Origin of the sequence: Novilysobacter viscosus (assembly GCF_046600715.1) — a bacterium.
Classification (GTDB): Bacteria; Pseudomonadota; Gammaproteobacteria; order Xanthomonadales; family Xanthomonadaceae; genus Lysobacter_C; species Lysobacter_C viscosus.
This window is the reverse complement of record NZ_JBJMAV010000009.1, coordinates 1-20851: the sequence shown is the minus strand read 5'-3', so window position 1 is coordinate 20851 and position 20851 is coordinate 1. Positions and strand designations below refer to the sequence as shown.

Below are 20851 nucleotides of genomic sequence, written 5' to 3'. Positions count from 1 at the left end.
GGCGCTGGAACTTGCCGGCCCCAGCGCCGATAGTGGCTGACCCCTCGCCGCAGAGAGAGCGCCATGACCACCCAAGCCTACGGCGCCCAGTCCGCCGACCAGCCGCTCCAGCCCCTTGCCATCGAGCGCCGGGCGCCGGGGCCACGCGACGTGCAGGTCGAGATCGCCTACTGCGGGGTCTGCCACTCTGACCTGCACACGGTGCGCTCGGAGTGGCCGGGCACGGCGTACCCGTGCGTGCCGGGCCACGAGATCGTCGGGCACGTGGGCGCGGTGGGCAGCGACGTCACCGGCTTCAAGGTGGGCGATACCGTCGGCGTGGGCTGCCTGGTCGACAGTTGCCAGCGCTGCGCCGCGTGCGGGGACGGCCTGGAGCAGTACTGCGACAACGGTTTCGTCGGCACCTACAACGGCCCGACGAAGGACGAACCGGGACACACCCTGGGCGGCTACTCGCAACGGATCGTGGTGGACCAGGGCTTCGTGCTGAAGGTGCACCACCCGGCCGACCAGCTGGCCGCGGTGGCGCCGCTGCTGTGCGCGGGCATCACCACCTACTCGCCGCTGCGCCACTGGAAGGTGGGGCCGGGGCACAAGGTCGGCATCGTCGGCATCGGCGGGCTGGGCCACATGGGCATCAAGCTGGCGCACGCGATGGGCGCGCAGGTAGTCGCGTTCACCACCTCCGAGGGCAAGAAGAACGATGCCCTGGCACTGGGCGCGGACGAGGTGGTGGTGTCGCGCAACCGCGACGAGATGAAGGCGCACACCGGAAGCTTCGACTTCATCCTGGACACGGTGGCGGCCAGCCATGACCTGGACGCCTACACCGCCCTGCTCAAGCGCGACGGCACACTGTGCCTGGTGGGCGTCCCGGAGAACCCGCACCCCTCGCCCAACGTCGGCCCGCTGATCTTCCGCCGCCGGGCGATTGCCGGTTCGCTGATCGGTGGCATCCGCGAAACCCAGGAGATGCTCGACTTCTGCGCCGAGCACGGGATCGTGTCGGAGATCGAGATGATCCGCGCGCAGGACATCGACGCGGCCTACGAGCGGATGCTGCGCAGCGACGTGAAGTACCGGTTCGTGATCGACATCGCATCGATGGGCCAGTAGCCCCGGCCACCCTCGATCGGTGGATCGGCCGGTCGGCGGCGCCGGCCGATGCGGGGCGGCCCGCCCGCCGTCAGCCGCAGCAGGCCGACGCGGGCGCAACGGCGGCCGGGCGCGCCGCGCAGCACAACGGGACTGCCCCGCCTGCTTAGCCTGCGCGTCGTGCAGGCAGCAGGCGTCCGTGCCCGCCGGCGCCGGGCCACCGCAACACCCGATCCCCGGCGGCGTGGTGTCCTCGTCGGAGACGTCGGTGATGCAGACCCCGGTTTCCGGCAGCACCAGCTCGACCCGGCGCGCGGCGTCCCAGTCCCCGGCGAGCGCGGCGCTGACCGATCGCACCTGTTCGTAGCCGGTTGCCAGCAGGAAGGTGGGCGCGCGACCGTAACTCTTCATCCCCACGATGTAGACGCCCGGGTCCGGGTGCGCGAGCTCCACGGCGCCGTGCGGACGCACGCTGCCGCAGCTGTGCAGGTTGGGGTCGATCAGCGGCGCCAGTGCGGCGGGCGCCTGGGTGCCGTGGTCCAGTTGGATGCGCAGTTCCGACAGCAGCGCGGTGTCGGGGCGGAAGCCGGTGGCGACCACGATCTCGTCCACCGGGGCGAGTGCACGATCGCCGTCCATCACCACGATGCCGTCACCGGTGTCCTGCAGGCGCTCGACATGGAAGCCGGCGGCGACCTGCACGGTGCCGGCGTCCACCAGCGCACCGATGCGCTGGCCCAGCGCGCCGCGCTCGCGCAGCTGGTCGGCATCGCCGCCGCCCAGCACGCGCTGCAGGGTGGCGCGTCGCAGCGCCCACTGGATGCGGGTGCCCGGCACCTCGGTGGCCAGTCGCTCCAGGTCCTGCAGCACGTTGAATGCCGAGTGGCCACTGCCCACCACCAGCACGCGCTGGCCGGCGTAGCGCGCGCGGTCGGCGCCCAGTACGTCGGGCAGGCCGTAGGCAATGCGTTCGCGCAGCGCGCGCTCGCCCAGCGCCGGCACCCCGCTGGCGCCCATCGGGTTGGGCGTGTCGAAGGTGCCGGATGCATCGATCACCGCCTGCGCCAGCAACGCATTCTCGCCATCGGCATCGGTGTAGTGGATCCGGAACGGCACGTCCCGGCGATGGGCGTCCTTCATCCGGTCGTAGCGGTCGCGGGTGACCCGATGCACGCGCGCGCCCAGCCGCAGGTGCGGCGCGAGCGAGGGCAGCGCGGCGAGTGGCTGCAGGTAGTGCTCGACCAGTTCGCCGCCGGTGGGGAAACCTGCCGGGTCCGGCGCGGACCAGCCCTGTGCATCGAGCAGCGCGCGCGCGGCGCGGTCGATGTTGAACGCCCATGGCGAGAACATGCGCACGTGCGCCCAGCGCTGCATGCTGGCGCCGACGCCGTCGCCGGCCTCCAGCACCAGCGGCTGCAGGCCGCGTTCAAGCAGGTGTGCGGCGGCGGCGAGCCCGACCGGGCCGGCACCGATGACGACGACGGGAAGTGCGGTGTCCATGGGGTGTCCTCAGGCGATGGCCGCTTCGGCGGCCGGGTTGGGGTGCGTGGCGGGGTCGCCGCCGGTCACTGGCGTGCCGCTGTTGGGGTCCTGGTCGGCGATGAGGTTGCGGTGGATCAGCCGCTCGACGATCACCACGTCCAGCCAGCGTCCATCGAGGCGGGCGTGCTTCTCGTAGGTGCCCACTTCGCGGAATCCGGCGGCGCGGCAGGCGGCCCGGCTGGCGTTGTTGAACGGGAACACGCGCGAGACCAGCTTCCAGAAGCCGGCGTCGGCGGCGGCTTCGACCACCCCGCGCAGCAGTTGTGAACCGATCCCGCGGCCGCGCGCGGCGGTATCGACATACACCGAGACCTCGGCGATGCCGGCGTAGCAGGCGCGGCTGCGGTACGGCGACAGACCGGCCCAACCGACGACGGTGCCGCCGTCCACCGCGACCAGCTGCGGATGCGAGCGGCCGTCGCGGATGCGGGCAGCGGCATCGGCGGGCGTGCGTGGCTCGGTGTCGAAGGTGGCGCCGCGCGCGGCGATGCCCTGGTTGTGGATCGCGGCGACGGCGGGCGCGTCATCCAGCGTGGCGTGGCGCAGTACGATCATGGTGGCTATCCAGTTGTCAGTTGCAACTATGTGCGCAAAGGTGGACCGCCTCGCGGCCGGTGCAATGGAGAAGTTCAGTCGCAGGCGGACGTGCAACCGGCGCCGGCGTCCGGAACGAGCGACTGCGCGGCACGGGTCAGGCGGCGGATCACCTCGGTGGCGGCCTGGCGGACACCCGGCTCGAGGTCGCGCAGGATTTCGACCTGCTGGTCGACCATCTCTTCGTTGATCCGCCGGTACAGCCGGCGGCCGGGCGCGGTCACCGTCAACGCATGTGCGCGGGCATCGTCCGGGTCGGCGCGGCGCACCACGTAGCCCTTGCGCACCAGCGCGTCGACCACCCGGGTGGTGGTGCTCTTGTCCAGCATCAGCGCGTCCGCCAGCGCCTGGCTGCGCAGTACGCCGCGCTCGACCAGCGCTTCCAGCGCATGGCACTGGGTAATCGAAATGTCGTGGCAGCAGATGGTGTCGCGGTCACGGAACTGGTACAGCCGTACCAGCTGGCTGACCGCGGCGTGCAGGTGCCGGGCGTCCTGGCGGAGATCGGTAGCGGCGGTGCGGGCGGGGGGCGACATGGAGGCATCACATTGGTTGCGTGTGCCAACTATATTCCCTTGCCGACCGCTGTCAAGCGCCACGACCCGCGGGGCTTGGGCCGATTGCGCGGGTCGCGACTCACGTCGCTCCTACAACGGCGTCGGCGTTGCGGCCATGCCGCGGCGGGTGCCGATCGCGCACGCGCCGGGCGGCGGCGTGGCCCGGCGCGCGGGGCGCGGGGACGTGCAGGAGGGCGCACGCGGGGCGGGCGTCTGCCGCGGCGTGCCACTGCCATGCGTCGCCTGCCTGCATCGCCGCCATGAATACGTTTGCAGCGGGATTTGTGCAGTGCAGCCCGGGCATAGGATGGGTCCGCCCCGGGGGAAGCCGGTGCCGAGCCGCGCATGCAGCGCGACATACCTGGCCGCCGGCCATCAAGAAACCCGCACGATTTTCCGGAGGGGAGTTACGTGAAATTCCGACGCAACCTGTTGAGCGTGGCGCTGCTGTCCGCGACTGCGATGCTGGCCGCCCAGGTCCACGCCCAGGAGGCCCCCGCGGCCCAGGCCGACGCCGACGCGACCGCGCAGTCCGACACCGACGCCACCGACCTGGACCGCATCACCGTGACCGGCGTGCGCGCCGGCATCGAGCGTGCGATCGAGGCCAAGCGCGAGTCCACCAGCATCGTCGAGGCGATCTCCGCCGAGGACATCGGCAAGCTGCCGGACGTGTCCATCGCCGACTCGATCAACCGCCTGCCCGGCCTGGCCGCGCAGCGCGTGGCGGGCCGCTCCTCCACCATCTCGATCCGCGGCCTGTCCGGCGACTACGGCACCACGCTGCTCAACGGCCGCGAGCAGGTCAGCGTCGGCGACAACCGCACCGTGGAGTTCGACCAGTATCCGGCCGAGCTGATCAATGGCGTGGTGGTCTACAAGACGCCGGATGCATCGCTGGTCGGCCAGGGCCTGTCGGGAACCATCGACCTGCGGACGGTGCGTCCGCTGGCGTTCCCCGATCGCGTGGTCTCGCTCAATGCACGCTACGAGAAGAACTCGCTCGGCGAGCTCAACCCGGGCACCGATGACACCGGCACTCGACTGAGCGCCTCGTACATCGATCAGTTCATGGACGGCACCCTGGGCATCGCGCTGGGGCTGTCGCGCTACGACGCGCCCGGCCAGGCCAACCGCTGGGAGGCCTGGGGCTACCCCACCAACAACGGCGGCAGCCCCGGTAACGCCGTGCTGGGCGGCAGCAAGTCGCTGGCGTCTTCGACCGACAACACCCGCCAGGGCGTTATGGGCGTACTGCAGTGGCGCCCGAACGACGCCTACGAGACCACACTGGACCTGTTCCACTCCGAGTTCGAGAAGGCCGAGACCACCCGCTTCCTGGAAGTGGGCCTGGGCTGGAGCGGCGCTACCCTGGTCAACCCGCAGGTCGAGAACGGCGTGGTGGTCGGAGGCACGTTCCAGAACGTGCGACCGGTGCTTCGCAACGACCTCAACGAGGGCGACGACGAGCTGTTCGCGATCGGCTGGAACCACACCTGGCAGCTGGGCGACTACTGGACGGTGAGCGGCGATGCCAGCTACTCCAGCGCCGAGCGCCGCGAATCGATCCTGGAGACCTACTCGGGCACCCGCGCCGGCGTCACCGACAACGTGGACTTCCGCCTTGACCAGTCCACCGGCAAGCCGACGCTGACGTTCGGCCTGGACTACACCGATCCGGCGCTGATCGTGCTGACCGACCCGGGTGGCTGGGGCCAGGACGGCTACATCAAGACGCCGCAGGTGGAGGACGAGATGACCTCGTTCCGCCTCGACTTCGAACGCAGCTTCGACGCAGGCATGTTCAGCGGCATCGAGTTCGGTGCCAACCACTCCGAGCGCGAGAAGCAACGCAGCGTGCCGGAGGCGTTCCTGGAATTGGCGGGCGGTCCGGCGCGCGGCGAGCCGGGGGCCGACGAGGTGGTGGTCGACCCGCGCTTCATCCTCAACCCGGTCGACCTGTCGTTCACCGGGGTGCCGGGCAGTTTCGGCTACGACATCAACGGCGTGCTGCGCGAGTACTACGTGCTGGCCGACAACATCAACGCCGACATCCTCAACAAACAGTGGACGGTGAACGAGGAGCAGTCGACGTTCTACGTGCAGGGCAACATCGACACCTACCTGGGTTCGGTGGGGCTGCGCGGCAACGTGGGCGTGCAGGTGGTCAACACCGACCAGTCCTCCGACGGCTTCTTCCTGGTGGCCGGCGACGCCGCCAATGCAACGCCGATCAGCGGCGGCACCGACTACACCGACGTACTGCCCAGCCTGAACCTTTCGTTCCTGCTGCCCCGCGACCAGACCCTGCGCGTGGCCGCGGCCCGGCAGATGGCGCGCCCCCGCATCGACCAGCTGCGTGCCAGCAACAACTCCTCCATCGTGTTCAACCAGGGTGGCGACCAGGCGCGCTGGGAGGGCAGTGGCGGCAACCCGGCGCTGGAGCCGTGGGAAGCCAACGCGTTCGACGCCTCGTATGAGAAGTACTTCGGCGAGAGCGGCTACGTCAGCGCCGCGTACTTCTACAAGGACCTGCGCACCTACATCTACGACCAGCAGATCCAGGTCGACGCCTCCGGCTACCCGGTGCCCGATGGCTACACCGGCCCCACCCCCTCGCCGATCGGGTTCTCCACCTCGCCGGCCAACGGCCGGGGCGGCAACCTGAGTGGTTGGGAGTTCGCGGTGTCGATTCCTTTCAACCTGTTCACCCCGGCGCTGGAAGGGTTTGGCATCCAGGCCAACCACTCCGACACCGACAGCTCGATCAAGCGGCTGGGCCCGGACGGTCCCGACGAGCCGATCGCCGGCCTGTCGGACAAGGTCACCAACATCACCCTGTACTACGAGCGCGCAGGCTTCCAGGCGCGCGTCAGCCAGCGCAAGCGCAGCGATTTCCTGGGTGAGATCCAGGGCTTCGGCGCGGACCGAACCCCGCGTTACATCAAGGGCGAGGAGGTGCTGGATGCGCAGATCGGCTACAGCTTCGCCGACGGCACCGCGCTGGAAGGGCTTTCGCTGCTGCTGCAGGTCAACAACCTGACCGACGAGCCGTACCGCGAGTACTTCTTCGACAGCGGGCTGGCGCAACGCTACGAGGAGTACGGCCGCTCGGTGCTGTTCGGCGTCGGCTACACCTTCTGATCCGCAAGCGCAGATGCACGAGGCGTGACCCCCTGCCCTTGCCGACCGGGTCGTCGGCAGGGGCTTTTTTTCGTGCGCCGCAGTCGCGGCGCGTTGCACATCGCGGTGGCGGAACGCTCGAGGCGGGCACGCCATGGGGAGGCGGGCGGATGAATTCGACGGCAGTGCAGGTAACGGTGTTCCTGGCCCTGAGCGCGCTGGTGGCGGCGCTGACGTGGTGGCGGTGCGCGCGTGCGCAGCGCACCGGCGACGCCTCGCGCGACTACTTCCTGGCCGGGGGCAGCCTGACCTGGCCGGTGATCGCCGGCAGCCTTCTGCTGACCAACCTCAGCGCCGAGCAGATCGTGGGCATGAATGGCGCGCAGATGATGCTGGTGGCGTGGTGGGAGTTCGGCGCCGCCGCCGGCCTGCTGGTGCTGGCCCACGTGCTGGTGCCGATGTACTACCGCTACGGTTGCACCACCACCACCGAACTGCTGGAGCACCGCCTGGGCGACCCCGGGCTGCGCCGCGCGGTGTCGGTACTTTTCATGCTCGGCTACATGTTCATCCTGCTGCCGGTGGTGCTCTACACCGGGTCCGTCTTCATGAAGTCGATGTTCGGGATCGACTGGCCGGTGATCGTGATCGCCGCACTGTTCGCCGCCGCCGGCCTGGCGTACGCGGCCTTCGGCGGACTGCGCGCCATCGCCATCTCCGACACCTTCAACGGCCTGGGCCTGCTGGTGATGGGCCTGGTGGTCACGCTGTTCGCACTGGCCGCGGTGGACTGGGACCTGTCGGGGATCCCGGCCGAGCGCTGGACGCTGGTGGGCGGGCCGGAGTCGGACATCCCGTGGACCACGCTGCTGACCGGCATGCTGTTCATCCATGTCTTCTACTGGGGCACCAACATGGTGATCGCGCAGCGCGCGCTGGCCGCGGGGTCGGTGCGCGAGGCGCAGAAGGGCATCCATGCGGCGGCCGCGTTCAAGCTGCTCACCCCGCTGGTGGTGATCTTCCCCGGCGTGATCGCGTTCAAGCTGTACGGCGATGTCGGCGACGTGGCATACGGGCAACTGGTCGGCGACGTGCTGCCGGCGTGGCTGTCGGGCGCGTTCGCGGCGGTGATCACCGGCGCGGTGCTGTCGAGCTTCAACTCGTGCCTGAATTCGGCCGCGGCGCTGTACACCTGCGACATCCACCTGGCGAGGATCAATCCCGGTGCCGACGCCCGCCGGATCGGCCAGCGGGTGGCGGTAGTGTTCGCCGGCGTCTCGCTGGCGATGGTGCCGCTGTACCAGCATTCGCAGAGCATCATCGCGACCCTCCAGCAGCTCAACGGCCTGTACTCGATGCCAGTGCTGGCCGCCTTCATCGTGGCGGTGGCCTTCACCCGCATCGACCCGCGCGCGGCTCGCACCGGTTTGCTGTTCGGCGCTGCCCTGTATGCGGTCTTCACCTTCGTGTGGTCGCCGCTGCACTACATCCACCTGATGTTCATCACCCTGGTGGCGACGATCGCCCTGATCTGGGGAATGAGCCGGTTGCTGGATCGCGACAGTGGGCGGCTTGCGCAGGCCGCCAACGCATAGGCAAGCGCAAACCGCCAGAACGCCTTCGCCGCCGGGGGACCGTCCCCGCCTCCCGCCCGTAGGAGCGACGTAAGTCGCGACCGTCCTGGCACGCCGGCGTCCGTGATCGCGACTTACGTCGCTCCTGCCTCGACGTGTCGGTGCGCGGTCATCCGGTTTGCACGGTCGCGACTTACGTCGCTCCTACCTCGAGATGTCGGTGCCCGGTGATCGGTTTGCACGGTCGCGGCTGACGCCGCTCCTACCGACGGTCGGGCGCTGGCGCGGCGTCCCGGTTCCACCTTGGATCGCCGCTACAGCAGTTGCTCCATTCGCAGGCAATTTTCCGCGACCTACCCTGTAGGAGCGACGTGAGTCGCGACCGTCCTGGCACGCCGGCGAGCGTGATCGCGACTTACGTCGCTCCCACCTCGACGTGTCGGTGCGCGGTCATCCGGTTTGCACGGTCGCGGCTGACGCCGCTCCTACCGACAGCCGGGCGCTGGCGCGGCGTTACCAGATGGGCCTTGGAGCGCCGGTACAGGAACCGCTCCAGCCGGGGGGCCGTCCTCGCCTCCCACCTGTAGGAGCGACGTGAGTCGCGACCGTCCTGGCACGCCGGCGAGCGTGATCGCGACTTACGTCGCTCCTACCCCCAGATGCGGGTGCGCGGTGGTTCGGTTTCCGCCGTCGTGGCTGACGCCGCTATGGCACGCCGGCGTGCGCGATCGCGATCGGCGCGGCGGGGTCAGGGCGCGCGAAGCGCGGCCGCTTCGCGGGCGAGGGCGCCGATCCGACCCCAATCGCGCGCATCCACGGCCTCGGCGGGCACCATCCACGACCCCCCGACCGTGGCCACGTTCGACAGCGCCAGATAGCGCGGTGCACTGGCGGCATCGATGCCGCCGGTGGGGCAGAACCGCAGCTGCGGAAACGGCCCGGCAAGTGCCTTCAGCGCTGCGACACCGCCGGCGGCTTCGGCGGGGAAGAACTTGAAGCGCATGTGGCCGTGGTCCAGGCCGACCATGGCCTCGCTGGCCGTGGCGACCGCGGGAATCCACGGCAGCGACGCTTCGCGCGCCACGGCGTAGAGCGGCTCCGTGGCGCCGGGGGAAATCGCGAACGCCGCACCGGCGTCGGCCACCGCGATCAGGTCCTCGGGCGTCAGCACGGTCCCTGCGCCCACCATCGCGCCGGGCACTTCGCGCGCGATCCGGGCGATTGCCGCGAGCGCGCAGTCGGTACGCAGGGTCACCTCCAGCACCGGCAGGCCCGCCTCGACCAGTGCCCGGGCCAGGGGCACCGCATCGTCCAGCCGGGCGATCGCCAGGACCGGCAGCACCGGGGCGCGCGCGAACAGGCCGTCGACCCGGGCGGCATTTCCATCAGGTGTCCACATCAGGCCGTCTCCACTTTCTGAGGCAGCCGCAGCGCCACCGCGGCGCCGAGCAGCCCGGGGTGCGGGTGGGTCACCACCTGCACCGATACCGACTCCAGGTAGGCGGCGAAGCGCCCCTTGGACAGGAACCGCTCGCGGAATGCGCTGCTGCGCAGGAACGGGATGAACCGAGGGATGATGCCGCCGGCGATCATCACCGTGCGCGCACCGTGCAGCAGCGCCGCGTCGCCCGCCACGCTCCCCAGGATCGCGCAGAACCGCGCCAGCGCGCGCCGCGCGACCGTGTCATGGCCGTCAAGCGCTGCCGCCACCACCGCCGAGGGCTCGCGCGGTGCCAGTGCCAGGTGCGGGGTCCCCACGTCGACCCCGGCATCGATCCCGCGCAACACCGCGTCGATCGACGACAGACCGCTGCCCGACAGCAGCCGCTCCCAGGACGTGCGGCCGTGGCGTGCGTTCATCCACCGCGCGAGTGCGTGTTCTTCGTCGCCGATCGGCGCGAAGCTGACATGCCCGCCTTCGGTTTCCACCGCCTGCCAGCCGCGCGCCGCATCGCCCACCAGCAGCGCAACCCCAAACCCCGTGCCCGGCCCGAGCACACTGGCGGGTCCGGCCAGATCGGCCTGCACCGGGCCATAGAGGTGGGCGCGTTCGTCCGCTGCCAGCGCCGGCACCGACCAGGCCACCGCGCCGAAGTCGTTGAGCAGGTGCAGCTCGTCCAATCCCAACGCGGCGCGCAGCTCGTCGCGGTTGAACGACCAGGCGCGGTTGGTCAGCCGGATCTCGTCGGTGTGCACCGGGCACGCCAGCGCCATCGCAGCGCGACGCGGTCGTGCGCCGATGTCGTCGAGGTAGGCCTCCGCCGCGTGCTGCAGGCTGGCGTAGTCGGCGTTGCGCAGCGCGCGCGAATGCAGGATGCGCGGCACCGGTGCGGCGTCGGTCAGGGCGAAGCGCGCGTTGGTGCCGCCGATGTCGGCGATCAGCGCCAACTCGTCGAGGCTGCCGGGGCGCTCAGCCACCCACGGTCTCCCGGGCCGCGGCGATGTCGTCCAGGACCGCGTCGGGGAGCGGCGCGAACAGGCTGCAGGCACCCTGCTCGGCAGTCCCGGTGGCCGCGCGCATCAGCCCGAACAGTTCTCGCCCAATGCCGGTGTGGGCGTGCGATGCATCGGGCGGCACGGCAGCCCGCGACGCCCACTGGGCGGGATCGACGAGCGCCTCCAGGCCGCCGGCTTCGGCATCGATGCGGATCCGGTCGCCATCGCGCAGCCGCGCGATGGGGCCGCCGTCGCCGGCTTCCGGGGACAGGTGGATCGCCGCCAGCACCTTGCCCGAGGCGCCGGACATGCGGCCGTCGGTCAACAGCGCAACGTGTTGGCCGCGGTCCTGCAGCACGCCCAGCACCGGGATCAGCTTGTGCAGTTCGGGCATGCCGTTGGCGCGGGGCCCCTGGCCGCGCACGACGGCGACGAAGTCCCCCGCCAGCGCGCCGGCCTGGAACGCGGCCAGCACCGCGTCCTGCGACTCGAACACGCGCGCCGGGGCGTCAATGGCGCGGTGCTCCGGGGCCACCGCCGACACCTTCACCACCGCGCGGCCCAGGTTGCCTTGCAGCCGCCGCAACCCGCCTTCGCCATCGAAACGGTCGGCCACGCCGCGCAGCACGTCGGGATCCAGCGATGCCGGCGGCGGGTCGCGCCAGCGCAGGGTGAGATCGTCCAGGTAGGGCTCCATCGCCTGCTGGCGCAGGCTGCCGCCGTGCACGCAGGCGATGTCCTCGTGCAGCAGGCCGGCATCGAGCAGCTCGGTGATGACCCGGCCCATGCCGCCGGCGGCGTGGAAGTGGTTCACGTCCGCAGCACCGTTGGGGTAGATGCGCGCCAGCAGCGGGGTCACCCGCGACAGCGCGTCCAGGTCGTCCCAGTCGATCAGCAACCCGGCCGCGCGTGCCACCGCGACCAGGTGGATGGCGTGGTTGGTGGAGCCGCCGGTCGCGGCCAGGCCGACCATCGCGTTGACGATCGCCTTCTCGTCGACGGTGCGGGCCAGCGGGCGGTAGGTCGACGGCGCGCCCTCGCCACCCGCGCCTTCGGCCAGCGCGGTGATGCGCAGCGCCTGCTCGGTCGCGGCCACGGTAAGTGCGTCGCGCAGCGCGGTGCCGGGGTTGACGAACGCGGTGCCGGGAACGTGCAGGCCCATCACCTCGAGCAGCATCTGGTTGGAGTTGGCGGTGCCGTAGAAGGTGCAGGTGCCGGGACCGTGGTAGCTGGCGGACTCGGCTTCGAGCAGTTCCTCGCGGCTGGCCTGGCCTGTGGCGTAGCGCTGGCGCACCGCGGCCTTCTCGCGGTTGGGCAGGCCGGAGGTCATCGGCCCGGCCGGCACGAACACCACCGGCAGGTGGCCGAAGCTGAGCGCGCCGATCAGCAACCCAGGCACGATCTTGTCGCACACGCCCAACAGCAGAGCGCCGTCGAACATGTCGTGCGACAGGGCGATCGCGGTGGCCAGGGCGATGGTGTCGCGCGAGAACAGGCTCAGTTCCATGCCCTCGCGCCCCTGGGTGACGCCGTCGCACATTGCCGGCACGCCACCGGCCACCTGCGCGCTGCCACCGGCTGCGCGCGCGGCGGCGCGGATCAGCGTCGGGTAGGGCTCCAGCGGCTGGTGCGCGGAGAGCATGTCGTTGTAGGCGGTGACGATGCCCAGGTTGCCGCCGCTGGCACCGCGCAGGTGCGGCTTGTCGGGGCCGGATGCGGCAAAGCCATGCGCGAGGTTGCCGCAGCCCAGGCGGCTCCGTGCCGGCAACGCGTGGCGCGCGGCGTCCATCCGGGCGAGGTAATCGCCGCGCAGGGTGCGGCTGCGGCGGGCAATGCGGGCGGTGACGGCGTTGACGGTGGGGTGCAGCGGCATCACGGACTCCAGTGGACGTGCACGGTGGAACCGGGGGCGTGCAGGATCGCGGCCACCGGGTGGCGCTGCTGGTCGTTGCCGGCCAGTGCCTGCTCCAGCACCGCGCGCTTGGCTTGGCCGGTAAGGGCGAGGATGACGCAGCGTGCGTGCAGCAGGCGCGAGGCGGTGAGGGTGATGCGCGCGAACGGGGCGTCGGGCGGCGCCGGCTCGGGGTCGATGCGCACGGCCGCGTGCGACAGGGTCGGATCGAGCGCGGCGCACAGGCCGTGCGCACCCGGGAACAGGGAAGCGGTGTGGCCGTCCTCGCCCATGCCCAGCAGCACCGCATCGAACGCGGCCGGATGCCGGGCCAGCATCGCGCGGGCAGCGGGCAGCGACGCAGCGCAGGTGCCGTCGGGGGCGGTCAGCGATTCCAGCGTGACGCCCGGCGCCGCGGCAAGCGCCGCGCGCAGTGCGCGCAGGTTGCAGGCGGCGTGCTCGTGCGGCACGCAGCGCTCGTCGGTGGGCATCGCGGTGACACTGCGCCAGTCGAGCGCGACGCCGGCCAGGGCGCGGTACGCCGGCAGCGGCGTGCTGCCACCGGCCAGTGCGAGCAACGCCCGGCCACGTTGCGCGAGTGCGCGCTGGCATTGCCGGTGCAGCGAGTCGGCCAGCGCCTTCGCCAGCGCTGCAGCATCCACATGGTCGTGCTGCACCCAGGCCATCGCGCTACTCCCGCCAGCCGTGGCCGTGGCGTTCGCCCAGGGTCAGCGCAGCGGCGGGGCCCCAGGTGCCGGCCGGATAGCTGCGCGGCTGCAGCCCGGCGTCGCGCCAACCGGCGCGGATCGCATCTACCCACCGCCATGCCACCTCGGTCTCGTCGCGACGCACGAACAGCGTGCCGTTGCCTTCCAGCGCGTCCAGGTAGAGGCGCTCGTAGGCGGGCCGGCGGCAGTGCGCGGCGAATTCGTCCTGCATGTCCAGGTCGAGCGTGACCTTGCTCAGCTGCAGGCCCGAGCGGTCCAGCCCGGGGGTCTTGCTCATCAGTCGCAGGCTGATGTGCTCGTCGGGCTGAAGCTCGATCAACAGCGAGTTGGGCGCGATCGGCGCGGACCCGAAGATCGAGTGCGGCACCTGCCGGAACTGGATGAAGATCTCGGTGCGGCGGTGCGGCAGGCGCTTGCCGGTACGCAGGTAGAACGGAACGCCCGACCAGCGCCAGTTGTCCACGTGGGCGCGGATGGCGACGAAGGTCTCGGTGCCGCTGGCACGCCCCAGCTCCTGTGCGTAGCCCGGCACCGCGACGCCGTCGATGGCGCCGGCGGTGTACTGCCCGGCGGCGGTCTCGATGGCGACCTCGGCCGCGCCGATCGGGCGCAGCGAGCGCAGCACCTTGAGTTTCTCGTTGCGCACCGCGGTGGGCTCGAACTGCGATGGCGGTTCCATCGCCACCAGGCACAACAGCTGCAACAGGTGGTTCTGCAGCATGTCGCGAACCGCGCCGGCGGTGTCGTAGTAGTCGCCGCGCCCCTCCACGCCGACGGTCTCGGCCACGGTGATCTGCACCTGCGCGATGTGCCGCGCATTCCACAGCGGTTCGAACAGCGCGTTGCCGAAGCGCAGGGCCAGCAGGTTCTGCACGCCCTCCTTGCCCAGGTAGTGGTCGACCCGGAACACCTGCGACTCGTCGAACACCGCCGAGACCGCGTCGTTGATGGCGATGGCGCTGGACAGGTCGTGGCCGATGGGTTTTTCCAGCATCACCCGGGTACCGGCACCGGCCAGGCCGCCGTTGGCAAGCGCGTCGCACACCGCGCCGTACCAGCGCGGCGCCGTGCTGAGGTGGCAAAGCACGTCGCCGTCGCGGCGTGCGTCGATCGCCTCCACCAGCGACGCCATCGAAGTGGCGTCGTCGAGCGGGGCGGCGCGGTATTCGATGCGCTCCAGCAGCGCGCGCAGGGCATCCTCGCGGCACTCGCCATCGGGGGCGTGGCGCTTCACCGACTGGGCGACCAGTTCGCGGAAGGCGGCATCGTCCAGTTCACTGCGCGCGCTGCCGAGGATGCGCAGCCGCTCGGGCAGCAGCCCCTCGGCCTGGAGTCCGTACAGCGAGGGGAACAGCATCCGTCCGGCGAGGTCGCCGGTGGCGCCGAACAGCGTAAGCAACTGCGCGGTGTGGGCGGTGCTGGCGGTCATGGTCGCTCCGGTTGGACGGCCAGCCTAAACCGGGCCGGCGCGGCGCTGGGCCTGCATACGTTTGCATGGGCGCCCGCGCAGCGGCGTGGACGCGGACTGGGGAGGCGACGCCATCGCCTATCCTAGGCAGCCCCGAGTCCAGCACCCCGCGCATGCCGATCGCCACGACCGTTCCCGCCGGCCCCGTCGATGACCTGCTGGCCGCCCTGCTGCTGGGCATCATCGAAGGGCTGACCGAGTTCCTGCCGGTCTCCAGCACTGGCCACCTGCTGATCGCGCAGCACTGGCTGGGCGAGCGCTCGGACCTGTTCAACATCGTCATCCAGGCCGGCGCGATCGTGGCGATCACGCTGGTGTTCCGGCAACGGCTGTGGGCGCTGGCCACCGGCCTGCGCGACCCGGTCAACCGCGACTACCTGATGAAGATCGCCGCCGCCTTCGCGGTGACCGCGGCGGTCGGCCTGCCGGTCCGGCTGATGGGCTGGGAGCTTCCCGACACGGTCTCGCCGGTCGCCTGGGCGCTGATCCTGGGCGGCGTTTGGATGCTGTTCGCCGAGCGCATCGCCGAGCGGCGCGGGGACTCGGCCCATGTCACCTGGACGGTGGCGGTGCTGGTCGGCCTGGCCCAGGTGGTGGCGGGCGTGTTCCCCGGCACTTCGCGCTCGGCGGCGGCGATCTTCATGGCGATGCTGGCCGGCACCGGCAAGCGCTCGGCGGCGACCGAGTTCGTGTTCCTGGTCGGCATCCCGACGATGTTCGCCGCCAGCGGTTACGCGCTGCTGGAGCATTTCCTGGAATCGGGCACCGGCGGCGAGGCCTGGGGCGAGATGGGGCTGGCGTTCGCCGCGGCCACGGCGACCGGCTTCGTCGCGGTGCGCTGGCTGCTGGGCTACATCAGGCAGCACCGCTACACGCCCTTCGCGATCTACCGCATCGTGCTGGGCGTGGCGTTGCTGCTGTGGTTGCCGGCGGGGGTCTGAGCGGCCGCCTTCCTGCAGGAGCGACGTGAGTCGCGACCGTCATGGCGCACCGGGTGCGCCGTCGCGACTCACGTCGCTCCTACAAAGGTGGCTGGGTTGCGTTGTCTCTGGGGTCTGCGATTGCTGCATGACAGACCCCACGAAACCCTGCGCGCGGGTGCTGCGGCACGCGGCGTCCTGCAGGATCAACCGCCGACCTTCGGGTGCAGCGAGTAGGTGCCGTGGATCGCGCACTCGGCCAGCACGTGGCCCTGCATCGCGCGCTGCACGTCGCCCGCGGTGAAGTCCGCCGGCAGTTCCAGCGACGCAACGTCCAGTGCGAACAGGCGGAAGAAATAGCGGTGCAGGCGCAGGTCGTTGGGTGGCGGGAAGGGGCCGTCGTAGCCGCGCCACTGCCCGGCCATGTCGTCGTCGTCCTGGAACCAGCCGGTGTAGTCGTTCAGGCCCTGGCGCGCGCCTTCCGGACCGGCCGGATCCTGCTTGCCGTGCGGCACCACGCCATCGCTGCAGTTGCCTGCAGCAATGTCGCGGACGTCGGCGGGGATGTCGGCCATCGCCCAGTGCACGAAGTCGGTGCGGACCTGGTCGACCGGGATCTCGACCCCCGCCTTGCCGACCATCTCGCCCACCGTCGGCACGTCGGGGTCGATGCACAGCAGCGCGAACGAGCGCGTGCCTTCGGGCACGTCGCTCCAGGCCAGGTGCGGGTTGCGGTTGGCGCCGAAGCCCACGCCGTCGCCCTCGCGTCGCCCGGCGGCGAACTCGGGCGGCAGGGGCTGGCCGTTGTCGAAACTGTCGCTGCGGATCTGCATGGCGCCTCCGGGTGCGCTGGGTGTCGGGTCAGGCCTCTGGATAGCCCAGGCGCCGTGCAACCGGCGTCAGCACCGCGAAGGCCTCGGCCAGCGGCTCGGCATACGCGCGCCAGTGGCCGGCGGCGAAGCGCGCGGGACCGAGCGAACCGGGACCCGGGTCGGGGACCGTGGCCTGCAGTGCTTCGGCAATCGCCCGCGACACTGCGGCGGGATCGTCGCTGATGGCATCCATGCGGATGAGGTGATGGCGCATCAGGTTGTTCTCGTGCAGATCGGCGACCTGCCCGAGCGACACCGCCAGCCAGTCGGCGGCCTCCTTGGGCGAGGTCATCGCGTACGGCGCCGGGGAACCCCACGCCAACCAGTCCAGCAGCATGTCGCGCGGGTCGCGGATGGCGATCATCAACTCGGCTTCGGGCAGGTGCGCGCGCATCACCGGCAGCAGGGCGTTGTCCCACCAAAGCAGCCAGTCGATGACGTGCGGCCCGGTCAGCTTGCGCGACGGCAGGGCGTCGCGCCAGGACCGGGCCAGCTCGGCGGCCGGCAGGCTGCCGTCCTCGAGGCGACCCACCGTGTCGATGCGCTGCAGGCCATCGCGTGGCGGCGCCGAACTGAAACGATCGGGCTGGAGCGGTGCACGGGCCAGGGCGAGCGTGGTGCCGATACGCTCCACGAGCGAACCCGGCGCGCCCCACAGGAACAGCACGCTGGCCGCGCCCTCTGGCGCCTGCACCGGCTCGGGGAGCTCGCCGGTCGCGCCGGCGTGTGCGGGCAGCGGCAGGCCGCGCGGCGCCTTTTCGGCCTGCAGTCCGGTCCACAGCGTGGCCGCATCGTCATGGCGGCCTGCGAGGTCGTACACGCGTCCGAGCAGCTGCCGCAGGTTTGCGCGTGCGGCCTCGTCCTGGGCCTGGTCAACCAGCGAGCGCACCCGGCTGATCGCACCGTCGTGGTCGCCACGGCCGATGAGGCTGTCGACCAGCCGCAGTTCGGCCTGGGTATGGCCGGGCTGGAGCTCCACGATCCGCCGCGCGACGGCTTCGGCCGCGTCCTGCTCGCCTGCCTGGCGGTGGATGGTGGCCATCGCCTCCAGTGCCGTCACGTGGTCGGGCATGGCCGCCTGCCAGCGCTCGACCACGGCACGTGCGGCATCGCCGGCGAACGGCTCGAAGACCAGCCGCGCGCGCCACAGCGCGTCGACGCCGGGGTGGGTGGCCAGCGCGGCGTCGAGGGTGTTGCGGGCATCATCCCCGGCCTCGGGCAGCCGCCGCCATGTGTCCACCAGCGCCACCAGCGTGGCCCGGTCGTCGGGCTTGGCGGCCAATGCGTCCTTCAGCAGCGGCAGCGCGCGCTCCGGTCGCCCGGCCTGCAGTTCGGCCTGCCCGACCATCCGCTTGAGCCCGGGCGTGGCGGCGGGGTCGTCCAGCAGCGGCGACAGTTCGTCGGCGGCCTCGGCGGGGCGGCCCTGCCGGCGCAGCAGGTCGGCGATCATGAAACGCAGCGAACGCGACCGCGGCTGCTTGGCAAGCAACTGGCGGAACGCCTGCTCGGCGAACGCGAAGTGCCCCTTGGCGAGGTATGCGAACGCCAGCGCGTGGCGCACCTGCATGTCGTCGGGATGGCGCTCGGCCGCCGTGCCCAGCAGCGCCAGTCCGCGATCGGCATCACCGCGGCGCACCGCCAGGCTGCCTTCCAGCGCGGCGACCTGCGGATGGTCGGGGGCGATGCGCGCGGCGGTGCGGGCGAGGCGCTCGGCCTCGTCCAGGTCGCCGCGGCCCAGCGCCAGCTGGCCCTGGATGATGTAGGCGGGGAACTGGTTGGGATCCAGGCCGATGCTGCGCGCCAGCGAAGCCTCGGCCTCGTCGAGCTTGCGACCGTCCAGCATCAGCCCGGCGCGCTCCAGGTGCAGCCCCGGGTCGTCGGGGGTCAGCTCGATGGCGCGGTCGATCGCCTCCAGCGCGGCATCCATCTCGCCCGACAGGCGCAGTGCCGCCGCCAGCATGCGCTGGGCGGTGGCGTCGTCGGGCTGCGCGGCCACGGCTTCGCGGGCGGCGGCCAGGGCTTCGGGGGCGGCGCCGCGGCGCAGCGCATCGATCGTGGGGGCGTGGTCGGACACTCGGGCACTCGGTTCTCGGGTCGAACCGGCGATTGTACTGGCGCCCCGCCGGGGCTGCCCGAAGCCGGCCCTAGGGCGCGGCCGCGACCGCCACCAGCCGCTCGGCCACCCAGCGCTCGGCGAAACCGTCCAGCCTGGCGCTGAGCAGGAAGCCGCAATGCCCGCCCCACGGCGCGATTTCCAGCCGCGTCGAGGCGGGCAGGGAAAGCGCGTGGAAGCCCTCGACCGGGATCACCGGGTCATCGGCGGCCATCAGGATGCTGGCCGGCACGTCCAGCGCGGAAAGGCGGTCGCCGGCGATCGAGTAGCCGTCGAAATAGCGGTCAAGTGAACCGAAATCGGTGTGGCGCTCGACCATCCACTGGGTGAGCGCGCGCATGCGCAGGCCCAGGGTGCGGTCGTCGAAGTCGTGGTGGCGGGGGAACAGCTGGCGCTTGCGTGCCAGCGAGCGCCGCCACTTGCGCTCGAAATACCACAGGTAGAGGGGGACGCCCTGCTCCATCGCCTCCATGGTGCGCGACGGGTCGAGCACCGGGCAGACCGCGGCGACGTGGGCCAGCGGCAATCCCGCCGCACGCGCGCGCAATGCCAGGCGCAGCGCGAAATTGCCGCCCAGCGAATACCCCGCCACCACCAGCGGGCGCCGCCCGAACCGGTCGGCGACCGCACACGCCGCGCGTACCACTTCGTCGATGCGGTTGGAGTGGAACAACGCTTCGTTGAGGTGGTGGGTGTCGCCGTGGTCGCGGAAATTCAGCCGGAACACCTCGAAGCCGCGCTTGAGCAGCTCCGCCGCGGTCAGGCACATGTAGCTGGAATCGACGCTGCCCTCCCAGCCGTGCAGCAGCAGCGCCAGACCCCGCGGTTCGCGCCCGGGGACGGTGCTGTGCAGGCCCTGCAGCCGCACCCCGTCGCCTGCATCCACCAGGTGCACCGTGGTCCGCGCGCCGGTGGCCGCCAGGCGGAGCTCGCCCTGCCGGCGGCGCAAGGGGCTGGAACCCAGTACGGACTGCACATGGGCGTTGCGAAGCCAGCGCGGTGGCTGGTAGTCGGCGGCGGTGAGCATCGAGGGCCGGGAATGGGGAATGGGGAATGGTCGATCTTGTCATCCGGGCGCGCGCGGTACGGACGGCAACGCAGTCCGCGGTCCGACTGCGAGCCGCCTAGTCCCCGGCTGCTGCGTCCGGCGACATCCCCATCGCCTCCACGATCCGCTGCCGGGCCAGCTCGGCGATGCGGCGCCGGCCCTCGGCCTGCCCCGGCAGGATGGGCTGGAGGAAATGCACCTCGGCCACGCGCGCCGGCTCGCCCAGCAGCCTGAAGAAATTGGCCACGAAGTTCTCGCGGGGCCCGAAGGCGACCACCGACTGCGCGCTGCCCCCATCGCCGTACTTGAGCGCCACCGGTTGCACCGGAACCCCGGCCTCGACCGCGGCCAGGAAGATGCGCGCGTGGAACGGGCCGATCTCGTCCCCGCCCCGGGTGCCGCCCTCGGGGAACACGCCGACCGCGCGTCCCTCGCGCAGCCGGGCCAGCATCTCGTGCAGCACGCCGCCCAGCGACTCGGTGCTGCCGCGGGCGTGGAAGATGGTCTCGGCGCGCGATGCCATCCAGCCCACCACCGGCCACTGGGAGATCTCGCGCTTGGCGACGAACCCCATCATCCGCTGGCTGTGCAGCATCTCGATGTCGATCCAGCTGACGTGGTTGGCCACGAACATCACCCCGCCCGGCAAGGGCGTCCCGACCCTGCGCAGGCGGAAACCGAACACCCGCATCAGCCCTGCGGACCAGGCGCGGATCACGCGGTGGTCCAGCCCCTCGTCCCCGCCCAGGCGCATGGCCGCGGTCAACGGGGTGATCAGCAGCAGGGTCAGCGGCAGGTGCACCAGCAGGTGCCACACGAGCATCGGGACGCGGACCAGGTAACGCAGGGCACGGGCGGCCGGGTCGCGGTGCGGCGCGGCCGCGCCGGCG

General features: G+C 71.3%; 15 protein-coding genes and 1 pseudogene. 4 read left to right on the top strand and 12 right to left on the bottom strand.

What is annotated here, in order from left to right:
* The first annotated feature begins 63 nt into the window (after positions 1–63).
* Positions 64–1116 (top strand): NAD(P)-dependent alcohol dehydrogenase, encoded by a 1053-nt coding sequence (locus tag ACJQWL_RS12160; RefSeq protein WP_330968955.1) that lies wholly within the window; start codon positions 64–66, stop codon positions 1114–1116.
* Positions 1117–1620: 504 nt separating this feature from the next.
* On the opposite strand, the pseudogene ACJQWL_RS12155 reads toward ACJQWL_RS12160, so the two are convergent.
* From ACJQWL_RS12155 to ACJQWL_RS12145, 3 genes and pseudogenes are all read right to left on the bottom strand, one after another.
* Positions 1621–2595, bottom strand: a pseudogene (locus ACJQWL_RS12155) (FAD-dependent oxidoreductase); the annotation flags it as partial.
* A gap of 9 nt (positions 2596–2604) precedes the next feature.
* The gene (locus ACJQWL_RS12150; protein WP_330969994.1) at positions 2605–3192 is read right to left on the bottom strand and encodes an arsinothricin resistance N-acetyltransferase ArsN1 family A; all 588 of its coding nucleotides are present in this window, start codon (positions 3190–3192) and stop codon (positions 2605–2607) included.
* 74 nt (positions 3193–3266) lie between these two features.
* Positions 3267–3767: a MarR family winged helix-turn-helix transcriptional regulator gene (locus ACJQWL_RS12145; protein ID WP_330969995.1), complete on the bottom strand. Its 501-nt coding sequence runs from the start codon at positions 3765–3767 to the stop codon at positions 3267–3269.
* 432 nt (positions 3768–4199) lie between these two features.
* Here ACJQWL_RS12145 and ACJQWL_RS12140 point away from each other — a divergent pair, with 432 nt between their 5' ends.
* On the top strand, positions 4200–6932 hold the full coding sequence (locus ACJQWL_RS12140) for a TonB-dependent receptor (protein ID WP_330969665.1): 2733 nt from the start codon (positions 4200–4202) through the stop codon (positions 6930–6932).
* Between the two features lie 149 nt (positions 6933–7081).
* Complete coding sequence (locus tag ACJQWL_RS12135) at positions 7082–8506, top strand: solute:sodium symporter family transporter (RefSeq protein WP_330969664.1); 1425 nt, start codon at positions 7082–7084, stop codon at positions 8504–8506.
* A 727-nt stretch (positions 8507–9233) separates the two neighbouring features.
* Here the strand turns inward: ACJQWL_RS12135 and eda are convergent.
* The 5 genes from eda to zwf are packed head-to-tail and all read right to left on the bottom strand — an operon-like array spanning position 9234 to position 14969.
* On the bottom strand, positions 9234–9884 hold the full coding sequence (gene eda, locus ACJQWL_RS12130) for a bifunctional 4-hydroxy-2-oxoglutarate aldolase/2-dehydro-3-deoxy-phosphogluconate aldolase (RefSeq protein ID WP_411300925.1): 651 nt from the start codon (positions 9882–9884) through the stop codon (positions 9234–9236).
* On the bottom strand, positions 9884–10903 hold the full coding sequence (gene glk, locus ACJQWL_RS12125) for a glucokinase (protein ID WP_330969662.1): 1020 nt from the start codon (positions 10901–10903) through the stop codon (positions 9884–9886). Before glk ends, eda begins: the two co-directional genes overlap by 1 nt.
* Positions 10896–12794 carry a phosphogluconate dehydratase gene (gene edd / locus ACJQWL_RS12120; protein WP_330969661.1) on the bottom strand — a complete coding sequence of 633 codons (1899 nt, stop codon included), beginning with the start codon at positions 12792–12794 and terminating at the stop codon, positions 10896–10898. The genes glk and edd overlap by 8 nt, the downstream gene beginning before the upstream one ends.
* The gene (gene pgl, locus ACJQWL_RS12115) at positions 12794–13498 is read right to left on the bottom strand and encodes a 6-phosphogluconolactonase (protein WP_330969660.1); all 705 of its coding nucleotides are present in this window, start codon (positions 13496–13498) and stop codon (positions 12794–12796) included. The genes edd and pgl overlap by 1 nt, the downstream gene beginning before the upstream one ends.
* Positions 13499–13502: 4 nt before the next feature.
* Positions 13503–14969: a glucose-6-phosphate dehydrogenase gene (zwf, locus tag ACJQWL_RS12110; protein ID WP_330969659.1), complete on the bottom strand. Its 1467-nt coding sequence runs from the start codon at positions 14967–14969 to the stop codon at positions 13503–13505.
* A gap of 152 nt (positions 14970–15121) precedes the next feature.
* Here zwf and ACJQWL_RS12105 point away from each other — a divergent pair, with 152 nt between their 5' ends.
* Complete coding sequence (locus tag ACJQWL_RS12105) at positions 15122–15949, top strand: undecaprenyl-diphosphate phosphatase (RefSeq protein WP_330969658.1); 828 nt, start codon at positions 15122–15124, stop codon at positions 15947–15949.
* 185 nt (positions 15950–16134) lie between these two features.
* Here the strand turns inward: ACJQWL_RS12105 and ACJQWL_RS12100 are convergent, their stop codons facing one another.
* The 4 genes from ACJQWL_RS12100 to ACJQWL_RS12085 all read right to left on the bottom strand — a co-directional run bounded on the left by ACJQWL_RS12100 (position 16135) and on the right by ACJQWL_RS12085 (position 20808).
* Complete coding sequence (locus ACJQWL_RS12100; protein WP_330969657.1) at positions 16135–16761, bottom strand: YbhB/YbcL family Raf kinase inhibitor-like protein; 627 nt, start codon at positions 16759–16761, stop codon at positions 16135–16137.
* A gap of 28 nt (positions 16762–16789) precedes the next feature.
* Positions 16790–18874 carry a tetratricopeptide repeat protein gene (locus ACJQWL_RS12095; protein ID WP_330969656.1) on the bottom strand — a complete coding sequence of 695 codons (2085 nt, stop codon included), beginning with the start codon at positions 18872–18874 and terminating at the stop codon, positions 16790–16792.
* Positions 18875–18944: 70 nt separating this feature from the next.
* Positions 18945–19940 (bottom strand): YheT family hydrolase, encoded by a 996-nt coding sequence (locus ACJQWL_RS12090; protein WP_330969655.1) that lies wholly within the window; start codon positions 19938–19940, stop codon positions 18945–18947.
* 97 nt (positions 19941–20037) lie between these two features.
* A complete protein-coding gene (locus ACJQWL_RS12085; RefSeq protein WP_411300932.1) occupies positions 20038–20808 on the bottom strand; it encodes a lysophospholipid acyltransferase family protein in 771 nt (256 codons plus the stop codon).
* Between the last annotated feature and the right edge of the window lie 43 nt (positions 20809–20851).